Below are 8,556 nucleotides of genomic sequence, written 5' to 3'. Positions count from 1 at the left end.
GGGCCCCGACGCGATCGGCGGCGACACCGCGGGCGGCTACGAGAACGCGGGCAACGCCAGCGTGAAGCCCCGCGCCCACCTCGGCAGGGACGGCAGGCCGGACGTCTCCGTGGAGGTCGTCAGCGTCGCCGGAGCCGGCGCCAAGGGCGCCGGCCACCTCGCGGTCGGCGCGGCCAACGACGGCGACACCACCCTGATCACCCTCACCGCCTCCGGCTCCGCCCCGGTGCGCTGGTCCGCGGCCACCACGACGGGCTGGCTCTATCTCAGCCAGTCCTCGGGAACCCTCCGGCCCGGTGAGCAGGCGACGATCAAGGTCTACGTCGACCATCTGCGCGAGCCCGCCGGCCACTGGCACGCACAGGTGGCGATCGCCCCGGCCGGCGCGGTGGTCACCATCGACGGCTACGGCACCGCCCCCACCCGGCCCTCGTCGCCACCGTCGAGCGCCGGCCCCGCCCCGACACCGTCCGGCACGCCCTCCACGGATCCGCCGGCCAGCCGGCCGCCGTCCCCCACGGACCCGCCCTCGGGCACGCCCGACCCGCCCCCGACCGGCTCCGCGACCCCGCCACCGACCCCGTCCGGCGACGGGACCCCGAGTCCGTCGGGCAGCTGAGCGGCCGGACGCACGGGGCCGGGAGCTACGGCGCGGGATCCGCCGGATGAGGCGCGAGCAGGGGCAGCTGCGAGGCCAGGCGCTGTTCGCACAGCTCGACCAGCCGGTCGTAGCCCGCCTTGCCCATCAGCTCGGTCAGCTCGGCACGGTAGGAGACGTACACCGGCTCGCCCGCGCCGTGCGCCGAGGTCGCCGAGGTGCACCACCAGTGCAGGTCGTGACCGCCCGGACCCCAACCCCGGCGGTCGTACTCGCCGATGGAGACCTGCAGCACCCGGGTGTCGTCCGGCCGGTCGATCCAGTCGTACGTCCGCCGGACCGGCAGCTGCCAGCACACGTCAGGCTTGGTCTCCAGCGGCTCCCGGCCCTCCTTCAGGGCGAGGATGTGCAGCGAGCAGCCCGCGCCGCCCGCGAAGCCGGGCCGGTTCTGGAAGATGCACGAGCCCTGGAAGGGCCGGGTCTGCCGGGAGCCCTCCTCGTCCTGGGAGACCCAGCCGTCCCGCATGCCCTCGTCGTGGTGCTGCCAGATCTCCGGGGTGAGCCGGGCCACATGACCGGCGACCCGCTTCTCGTCGTCCTCGTCGGAGAAGTGGGCACCCAGCGTGCAGCACCCGTCGTCCGCGCGGCCGGCCTGGATGCCCTGGCAGCCGCTGCCGAAGATGCAGTTCCAGCGAGAGGTCAGCCATGTCAGATCGCAGCGGAAGACCTGCTCGTCGTCCGCCGGATCGGGAAACTCCACCCAGGCGCGCGCGAAGTCGAGCCCCTTCTCGTCGCTCACCTTCGGGGCCTTCCTCGTCCGGGGCGCCTTCGCCTGCGAAGAACCCCTCGATCCCTTGGCGGATTTGTCGCTCTTCGCCTTGTTCGTCTTTGGCACCCGTCCAGGGTAAGTGGCCGGGGCCCGCTCCGGGGACCGAGCGCCGACGATCTGGCAGTAGCGTTCCGTACATGAGACTCGGTGTCCTGGACGTGGGTTCGAACACGGTGCATCTGCTGGTGGTGGACGCCCACCCCGGCGCGCGCCCGCTGCCCGCGCATTCGCACAAGGCCGACCTGCGGCTGGCCCAGCTCCTCGACGGCAGCGGCGCCATCGGCGACGACGGGATACAGAAGCTGATCAGTGTCGTGCGGGACGCCCTCCAGGCCGCCGAGGACAAGGGCGTCGAGGACCTGCTGCCGTTCGCGACCTCGGCCGTGCGCGAGGCGAGCAACGCCGACGACGTCCTCGCGCGCGTGGCCGACGAGACCGGCGTACGGCTCCAGGTGCTCAGCGGCGCCGAGGAGGCCCGTCTGACCTTTCTCGCCGTCCGCCGCTGGTTCGGCTGGTCCGCCGGAAAGCTGCTGGTCCTGGACATCGGCGGCGGCTCCCTGGAGATCGCCTTCGGCATAGACGAGGAGCCGGACGCGGCCGCCTCGCTGCCGCTCGGCGCCGGCCGGCTCACCGCGGGCTGGCTGCCCGGCGACCCGCCCGACCCCGAGGCCGTGCGAGCCCTGCGCCGCCACGTCCGCGCGCAGATCGCCCGCACGGTCGGAGAATTCAGCCGCTTCGGCGCCCCCGACCACGTCGTCGCCACCTCCAAGACCTTCAAGCAGCTGGCCCGCATCGCCGGCGCCGCCCGCAGCGCCGAGGGCCTCTACGTCCAGCGCGAGCTCAAGCGCGAGTCCCTGGAGGCCTGGGTCCCCCGCCTGTCCGGCATGACGGCGGACCAGCGCGCGGAACTCCCCGGAGTCTCGGACGGCCGGGCGAGCCAGCTCCTCGCGGGCGCCCTGGTCGCCGAGGGCGCGATGGACCTCTTCGGCGTGGAGAACCTGGAGATCTGCCCCTGGGCCCTGCGCGAGGGCGTGATCCTCAGGCGCCTTGATCACATGGGAAGCGCCTGACCCCCGAGGGGCGCCGGGAACCGCGCGAGCGACCACGGCGAACGCGCGTCCTCCTGAATGGCAAACCTCACAACGGCGAACGGACACCCAACACCCTCGCGGTGGAACCCCTTAAGGTGGCACCCGTGGCTGAACCCAGGGACGTTCCCGTCGCGCTGTCGACAGCCTCCGTGTATCCGGAGTCGACGGCGACGGCCTTCGAGATCGCCGCGCGCCTCGGCTACGACGGCGTCGAGGTCATGGTGTGGACCGACCCGGTCAGCCAGGACATCGAGGCGCTGCGCCGGCTGTCGGACTACCACGGCGTCCCGATCCTCGCCGTCCACGCCCCCTGTCTGCTGATCACCCAGCGGGTCTGGTCCACGGACCCGTGGGTCAAGCTCCAGCGGGCCAAGGCGGCCGCGGAGAAACTGGGCGCCTCCACCGTCGTCGTGCACCCGCCCTTCCGCTGGCAGCGGCAGTACGCCCGGGACTTCGTCGACGGGGTCTGGCGGATGGCGGACGAGACGGACGTGCGGTTCGCCGTCGAGAACATGTACCCGTGGCGCTACCGCGACCGCGAGATGCTCGCCTACGCCCCCGACTGGGACGTCACCCACGACGACTACCGGCACTTCACGATCGACCTCAGCCACACGGCGACCGCCCGCTCCGACGCCCTGGACATGATCGGCCGCATGGGCGACCGGCTCGGCCACGTCCACCTCGCCGACGGGCGGGGCTCGGCCAAGGACGAGCACCTGGTGCCGGGCCGCGGCACCCAGCCCTGCGCCGAGGTGCTGGAGCGCCTCGCGGTGACCGGGTTCGACGGCCATGTCGTCATCGAGGTCAACACCCGGCGGGCGATGTCCGGCGCCGAGCGCGAGGCGGACCTCGCCGAGGCCCTGGCCTTCACGCGCAAGCACCTGGCCGCAGCGGTGCGGGTGCCCCGGCGATGAACGAGACCACGGCGCGCCGGCGGGGCCGTCCGCCGCGCACCGAGTCCGGCGACACCCGCGACCGCATCCTCACGGCGGCCCGCGCGGAGTTCTCCGAACGCGGGTACGACAAGACGTCCGTCCGCGGGATCGCCAAGTCGGCGGGCGTGGACTCCGCGCTCGTCCACCACTACTTCGGCACCAAGGAGCAGGTCTTCGAGGCGGCCGTCGCGGTCGCCTTCGCCCCCGCGCTGAACGCGCCGAACGCCGTCGCCGAGGGCCCCCTGGACGGAGTGGGGGAGCGGCTGACCCGCTTCATCTTCGGCGTCTGGGAGAACCCCACGACCCGTACGCCGCTGCTGGCCATCGTCCGCTCGGCGCTGAACAACGACACCGCCGCCGCCGTCCTGCGCCGGCTGATCGCCGCCCAGCTGATGCGCCGCATCGCCGCCCAGCTGGACCTGCCGGACCCGGAGCTGCGCGCCGCCCTTGCCGCCGCCCAGGTCGTGGGCACGGCGATGCTCCGGTACGTGATCAGGCTGGAGCCCGTGGCCTCGGCGGACCTGGAGCAGATCATCGCGCGGGTGGCACCCGTGGTGCAGCACCACCTGACGGCTCCCTGACCGCGGCCGGCCGACGGCGCGGGGCGCCCGCCGGTGAAACGCGCATCCCGCATTCCGGACAAGCTTGTCCAGTCCTTGGAGCGGCGGCGTAGTCTCGGGAGGGAGTCACAACTCTCTGGACTCATCGCCAGAAGGTCTTCGAAGGAGCGAGCGACGATGCCCGAGCTGAGGTCCCGCACAGTCACCCACGGCCGCAACATGGCGGGCGCCCGCGCCCTTATGCGTGCCTCCGGTGTACCCGGTGCGGACATCGGCCGGAAGCCGATCATCGCGGTCGCGAACTCCTTCACCGAGTTCGTGCCGGGCCACACCCATCTGCAGCCGGTCGGCCGGATCGTCAGCGAGGCGATCAGGGAGGCGGGCGGCATCCCGCGCGAGTTCAACACCATCGCGGTCGACGACGGCATCGCCATGGGCCACGGCGGCATGCTGTACTCCCTGCCCTCCCGCGACCTGATCGCGGACTCGGTCGAGTACATGGTCGAGGCCCACTGCGCCGACGCCCTCGTCTGCATCTCCAACTGCGACAAGATCACCCCGGGCATGCTGCTGGCGGCCCTGCGCCTGAACATCCCGACCGTCTTCGTCTCCGGCGGCCCCATGGAGTCCGGCCGCGCCACGCTCGTCGACGGCACGGTCCGCACCCTCGACCTGGTCGACGCGATCTCCGACGCCGTCAACGACAAGATCTCCGACGAGGACATCCTCCGCATCGAGGAGAACGCCTGCCCGACCTGCGGCAGCTGTTCCGGCATGTTCACCGCCAACTCGATGAACTGCCTCACCGAGGCGATCGGCCTGTCCCTGCCCGGCAACGGCTCGGTCCTCGCCACCCACACCGCCCGCCGCCGGCTCTACGAGGACGCGGCCCGCACGGTCATGGACCTCACCCGCCGCTACTACGAGCAGGACGACGAGTCGGCCCTGCCGCTCAACATCGCCACCTTCCAGGCCTTCGAGAACGCCATGGCCCTGGACATCGCGATGGGCGGCTCCACCAACACGATCCTGCACCTGCTCGCCGCCGCCCAGGAGGCGGGCGTCCCCTTCGGCCTGGAGCAGATCGACGCCGTCTCCCGCCGCGTCCCCTGCCTCGCCAAGGTCGCCCCGAACGTCGCGAAGAACCGCACGTACTACATGGAGGACGTGCACCGCGCCGGCGGCATCCCCGCCCTCCTCGGCGAACTGCACCGCGCGGGTCTGCTGAACGAGGACGTTCACGCCGTCCACAGCCCGTCCCTGGGCGACTGGCTGAAGACCTGGGACGTGCGCGGCGGCTCGCCCTCCCCCGAGGCGGTCGAGCTGTGGCACGCGGCCCCCGGCTGCAAGCGCTCAGCCGAGGCCTTCTCCCAGTCCGAGCGCTGGGAGGCCCTGGACGACGACGCCGAGAACGGCTGCATCCGCTCCGCCGAGCACGCCTACTCCAAGGACGGCGGCCTCGCCGTGCTGAAGGGCAACCTGGCCGTCGACGGCTGCGTGGTCAAGACGGCCGGCGTCGACGAGTCCATCTGGACCTTCGAGGGCCCGGCGGTGGTCTGCGAGTCCCAGGAGGAGGCCGTCCAGCGGATCCTCACCCACGAGGTCAAGGACGGCGACGTCGTCGTCATCCGCTACGAGGGCCCCAAGGGCGGCCCCGGCATGCAGGAGATGCTCTACCCGACCTCGTACCTGAAGGGCCGCGGCCTCGGCAAGACCTGCGCCCTGATCACCGACGGCCGCTTCTCCGGCGGCACCTCCGGGCTGTCCATCGGCCACGCCTCCCCCGAGGCGGCCTCCGGCGGCACCATCGCCCTCGTCCGGGACGGCGACCGCATCCGCATCGACATCCCGAACCGGACGATCGAACTCCTTGTCGACGAGGCCGAACTGGCCCGCCGCGAGCAGGCCCTGAACGGCGTCTACGCCCCCGGGAACCGCGACCGCAAGGTCTCCGCCGCCCTGCGCGCCTACGCGGCCATGGCCACCAGCGCCGACAAGGGCGCGGTCCGTGACGTGAGCAAGCTGGGCTGACCGCCCTCGCCTCGCGGGGGCCGCCTCCCTCGGGGGCGGCCCCTGCGCCGTCTCACCAGGCCGCGGGATCGCGCCCGTCGAGGGCGAAGACCGTGCCGTCGGGGGCCGTGGCGCAGACATGGCCGCCGGCGACCACTGGTTCGGCCGGCGCCGCCTCGACCTGGGACGCGTTCGCCCCCATCCGGGCGCGGGTCTGCCCGGCCAGCGTCCCCAGGCGGGCGTCGACGGCGAGCAGCCGCCCGTCGCCCCCGGTGACGTACACGTGCGCGCCGTCCGCGACCGGCGTCGAACCACGGCTCACGGACGTCTCCAGACGCCACAGCTGCTTGCGCGCGTCCATGTCCACCGCGACCAGGGAGCCGCCGGCGGCCAGCAGCTGGACCAGATCTCCGCGCACGCTCGCCTGGGCGTCGTCGAGCGCTACGGGCAGCCTCACGCGGCGCGTCTCCTTCGAGGCGGGCGTGTAGCGGACGACCTCCTTGGCGCTGCCGTAGACGCTGTCGACCGCGAGGAGGTACACCGAGCCGTCCTGGGCGCCGAACGGTTTCAGCGTCCCGGTCAGCCGGGCCTCCCAGCGCACCCGCCCCGTGCGCGGATCCACCGCGGCCACCCGGGTGCTCGAACCGTCGGCGGAGGCGAGCGCCGTGTACGCCGAGGAGTCCCCGGCGAACGACACGAAGGCCGGGGCGCCCTGACCGGGGAACCCGCGCCGCCACCTGGTCTTCCCGGTCGCCGCGTCCACGCCGCTGACCGTCCCGTCGGGACGCGTGAGCAGAGCCGTGCCGCCCGCGTAGTGGACCGTCGTGCCCGTGGGCAGATTCCGCTGCCACACCTGCTTGCCGGAGGCGGGATCGAGGGCCGCGATCCGCGATCCGCCGTTCGTGTAAGGCTGCACGAGACCGGCGGACAGCACCGGCGGCTCGCTCGTGGTCCGCGTCGCGACGGAGCGCCGCCACAGCAGGGTGCCGTCGGTGGGGGACAGCGCGAAGACCACGCCGGGCCGGGCGCACAGCAGCTTCCCCGCGCCGTAGGAGCAGTGCGGCATGCCCCTGCCCGCCCCGACCGGACCGGCGGACCAGGAGCCGAACGCGGCCGACACGGTCCGCGGCCGCTCCTCCCGGGGCGCGTCCCGGGTGCCGTCGAACAGCCGCACCGAGACCAGGGCGCCGACCACGGCCAGGCCGACCGCCGTGGCACCCAGCAGAGCCGTCACCCGCCTGCCCCGGCGCTTCCCGAGCCGCTCCGCGGCCTGCGGGGAAGCGCTCTGCGGGGAAGCGGCCTGCGTACCCCGGCCGGTGTCCTCCTCGTTCGTCCGCTGCGCCGGTATGAACGCCTGGGTGTCGTAGGAGGCGGCCACCGACCGCAGCTCCTGCATCAACTCGTCCGGGGTCGGCCGCTCCTCCGGCTCCTTGGCGAGGCAGCGCAGCACCAGAGGCGCCAGGCTCTCCGGCACCCCCGTCAGATCCGGCTCGTCGTGCACCACCTGATAGGCGACGACGTACGGGCTGTCCGAGTCGAACGGCCCCCGCCCGGTCGCCGCGTGCACCAGCACCGAACCGAGGGCGAAGATGTCCGCCGCCGGCCCGACCTCCCTCGGCCGCCGGAACTGCTCGGGCGCCATGAACGGGGGAGTGCCGATCAACTTCCCGGTCTCGGTCCGCAGTTCACTGTCCGTGGGCCGGGAGATGCCGAAGTCGATCACCTTCGGCCCGTCCTCGGCGAGCAGCACGTTGCTCGGCTTGAGGTCCCGGTGCACGACCCCCACCCGATGGATGTCGCGCAGCGCCTCCGCGAGCCCGGCCATCAGCCGCCGCAACTGGGCGGGCGGCATCGGCCCGTTCCGCTTCACCTGCTCGGACAGGGTCGGACCCGGAATGAACAGCGTGGCCATCCAGGGCCGTTCGGCATTCGGATCGGCATCCACGACGGGCGCGGTGAAGGCACCGCTCACCCTTCGGGCGGCGGCCACCTCCTGCCGGAACCGGCCCCTGAACTCGGGATCCCGGGCGAACTCGGCGTGTACGACCTTCACCGCGAGCTTCATCCCGGACGTGCTGCGGGCGAGGTGCACGACCCCCATGCCACCGGACCCCAGACACGACTCCAGGTGGTAGTGACCGGCGTACTCGGGAAGTTCCGCTTCCGCGCCCGTTCCGGTGTTGCGCTGTGGCGCCATGGACCACCCCCGTGCTGTTCGTCCGTGCGCGCGACGCACGGAGCCTAGTCGATGACTCGTACGAGACGGAGGCGGCTTGCTAGCGTCTGCGTGCGAGTCGCGCACGGTGTTTCACCGCTCGGCGCGCGGGAATCAACGGGACCCATGAGAGCCATGGGAACAACGGGGGGAGGCACTCGATGTCTGTCGAGCGCGTCGAAGAGACCGGCGACACGGAGACGGCCGCTGCCGCGACGGCAGTCTCCGCCCGAAGCTGCGGGGGCTTCCGTTGCGCGGAAAGGGAATTTCGGACAAGAATCCCTGTCCTGCGCCGGTACCCGATACCTCCCAGCC

7 protein-coding genes are annotated in these 8,556 nt (G+C 72.7%); 5 read left to right on the top strand and 2 right to left on the bottom strand.

Translation table 11 applies throughout. From position 1 onward, the window contains the following. On the top strand, window positions 1-619 hold a 619-nt coding region (locus ACWEN3_RS34810), incomplete at its 5' end, for a BACON domain-containing protein (RefSeq protein WP_452979204.1). Between the two features lie 25 nt (window positions 620-644). On the opposite strand, the gene ACWEN3_RS34805 is transcribed toward ACWEN3_RS34810, so the two are convergent. Continuing rightward, window positions 645-1,493 (bottom strand): hypothetical protein, encoded by an 849-nt coding sequence (locus ACWEN3_RS34805; RefSeq protein WP_452979202.1) that lies wholly within the window; start codon window positions 1,491-1,493, stop codon window positions 645-647. A 71-nt stretch (window positions 1,494-1,564) separates the two neighbouring features. Between ACWEN3_RS34805 and ACWEN3_RS34800 the strand changes: the two genes are divergently transcribed. The 4 genes from ACWEN3_RS34800 to ilvD all read left to right on the top strand — a co-directional run bounded on the left by ACWEN3_RS34800 (window position 1,565) and on the right by ilvD (window position 6,047). After that, complete coding sequence (locus ACWEN3_RS34800) at window positions 1,565-2,497, top strand: Ppx/GppA phosphatase family protein (protein WP_452979200.1); 933 nt, start codon at window positions 1,565-1,567, stop codon at window positions 2,495-2,497. A 125-nt stretch (window positions 2,498-2,622) separates the two neighbouring features. Next, a complete protein-coding gene (locus ACWEN3_RS34795; RefSeq protein WP_452979199.1) occupies window positions 2,623-3,435 on the top strand; it encodes a sugar phosphate isomerase/epimerase family protein in 813 nt (270 codons plus the stop codon). Further along, window positions 3,432-4,037, top strand: a complete 606-nt coding sequence (locus tag ACWEN3_RS34790; RefSeq protein WP_452979197.1) for a TetR/AcrR family transcriptional regulator — start codon at window positions 3,432-3,434, stop codon at window positions 4,035-4,037. Before ACWEN3_RS34795 ends, ACWEN3_RS34790 begins: the two co-directional genes overlap by 4 nt. Window positions 4,038-4,193: 156 nt before the next feature. Next, complete coding sequence (gene ilvD, locus ACWEN3_RS34785; protein WP_452979195.1) at window positions 4,194-6,047, top strand: dihydroxy-acid dehydratase; 1,854 nt, start codon at window positions 4,194-4,196, stop codon at window positions 6,045-6,047. 52 nt (window positions 6,048-6,099) lie between these two features. Here the strand turns inward: ilvD and ACWEN3_RS34780 are convergent, their stop codons facing one another. Further along, entirely contained in the window at window positions 6,100-8,223 is a 2,124-nt protein-coding gene (locus ACWEN3_RS34780; protein ID WP_452979192.1) for a serine/threonine-protein kinase, read from the bottom strand. Window positions 8,224-8,556 lie beyond the last annotated feature (333 nt).

Source organism: Streptomyces sp. NPDC004561, from assembly GCF_053602155.1.
This window is presented reverse-complemented; position numbering and strand designations above follow the sequence as displayed.